The following is a 1,858-nucleotide window of genomic DNA, read 5'->3' as shown; positions in this document are numbered from 1 at the left end:
CCAATCCTTGACGAATGTCCGGCTCTCCTCACTACCGATCGCCAGGGTCCGAGCGTCTGTTCCATCAGCGCGGGCGATGTACACCCGGCTCCGTTCTAGGAGGCTGCCATCACCTTTCGTGGCCGCCGCGTAGGTGAACCACTCACCATCGGAGCTGTATCTGTTGCCCCGGGCCATCACGAACTGATCATCGGGTGTGAGCTGGTGATGGGTGTCGGTGTCCCGATCGTAGCAATACAAGGTGCGGGGACTCTCCCAGAGATCGGCGTCTGGACGACGGTGGGAGTACAAAAGCGATCGATCATCGGGACTGACGTCCCACAGCCAACAGCGCCCTTCCCGAGTGATTAGAGGCCGAGCAGTCCCATCAAGCCCAAGCGTGTAGATATCGGTTCGTTCCGCGCCGGTGTCACTGTGATGGACATACAACTGCTCTCCCGTTCGATCCCAGACGATCCGGTGGTTCGGTTTGAGTGAGAGATCGCTCGGAATCGATGACGTTGTGCCTGTTTCGAGATCTATCACCAACAACGTACACTGCTCGTCCTGCTCTCGATACACTGCCAGCGACGCCCCCGACGGCGACACCGCTGGCCAGGTAAACGAAGGAACACTCCCAAGCTCATCAATAGACAACGATCCATCCATAATATCCATTCTAATATCACCTCAATAAATGCTTTCGGCGCGTCTTTGCTCTCCCTGATAATTGATTCTCGACCCACGCGTGTGCAGCTATCACTCGCCAGATACCGACGTCACCATCTTTGAACTTCTGTATTGCTGTTGCCGTATCTGGAACGGACCACTGTTCGCGGACGATCCCGATGTCTTTTAGCGGGGAAATGTCCAGAAGTGGCGTGAGATAGTCCGCCTCTCGCTGCAATCCTTTCGCTTCTTCACCTTCTACGGTGTCATCTTTCTGTCGTGAGAGAATCGCAGCCGGTAAGACGTCGCTCAAGCCCTCCCGAAAGACGGCCTTGTCGTAGCCGTGCTGTAAGTTAGTCGTACCAGGAAGGTCAAACACGAACTGCATGAGGCGAGCATCCTGATACGGATCGGTCAAGCGAATCCCGTGTTGTTTCGCTATCTTTACACAGCGAGAGAATCCCGCCCTTTAGGGCGGGCGTGAATCACGTAAGTCCCTCTACGCAACCGCCGTTAATCGGCTGAACTGGATTCCATACGTTCGTCAATGCACTCTCTAACGAGGCTTGAGAGGTTGATATGGTTCTCTCGAATCCATTCGTCCTGTTCTTCTCGGATTGTGACGTTTCGTCGGTTCACAGTTCCACTACGGTATAGGTACAGTTAAGTGTGTATAGTGTGTAACGTGTGGCATGGCAGAGACGGTGACGAAGACACTCGAAGCTACCCTCGCCCCACCGACGCAGGGCAAAGGGGTACGTCTTCGCCGCCTTCTTTCCACCTACCGCGAGGCGTTAGACGATGCGTTCGATTCGGGAGCGGATACAATGGGTGGCGTCAGCGACGTAGTGACGCCGTTCGACCTCCCGTATCAGGCGAAGGCTGCCCTCTGTAGCTACGTTCCGAAACTACGGAAGACGTACAACGCCCGCGAGTTAGACGATGAACACCCGCTCCGGCTCACGAATCAAGCCGCGACGTTCGACCGGGACGAATCTCGACACTACGAGATTTGTTGGAACGTCCCTCTGCCGGGCTACGGAACGAACTTCTGGATTCCGCTTCGGTTGAACCCGGAGCAAGAACCGTTGTGGCACGATCTCCTCGACGGAGACGCCAAAGCCGGCGAGATACGGCTACAGCAGAACAGGAGCTGTTGGGTGCTGCACGCCACCGTTCAGTACGAGGTATCCGACCCCGAGACGGACGG

2 protein-coding genes and 1 pseudogene are annotated in these 1,858 nt (G+C 56.0%); 1 reads left to right on the top strand and 2 read right to left on the bottom strand.

Annotation, left to right across the window (positions count from 1 at the left end; all coding sequences use genetic code 11):
• Together EIK79_RS16925 and EIK79_RS16920 are read right to left on the bottom strand one after the other, a co-directional pair.
• The coding region (locus EIK79_RS16925) for a TolB family protein (RefSeq protein ID WP_221621782.1) at window positions 1-648 on the bottom strand (648 nt) is incomplete at its 3' end.
• A 16-nt stretch (window positions 649-664) separates the two neighbouring features.
• Window positions 665-1,090: an asparagine synthase-related protein gene (locus EIK79_RS16920; RefSeq protein ID WP_124956838.1), complete on the bottom strand. Its 426-nt coding sequence runs from the start codon at window positions 1,088-1,090 to the stop codon at window positions 665-667.
• A 250-nt stretch (window positions 1,091-1,340) separates the two neighbouring features.
• On the opposite strand from EIK79_RS16920, the pseudogene EIK79_RS16915 reads away from it, so the two are divergent.
• Window positions 1,341-1,858: pseudogene (locus EIK79_RS16915) on the top strand (RNA-guided endonuclease TnpB family protein); the annotation flags it as partial.

Source organism: Halocatena pleomorpha (assembly GCF_003862495.1).
GTDB classification, from domain to species: Archaea; Halobacteriota; Halobacteria; order Halobacteriales; family Haloarculaceae; genus Halocatena; species Halocatena pleomorpha.
Note: the sequence above shows the minus strand (reverse complement) of the source record. Positions and strands in the feature narration are given on the sequence as shown.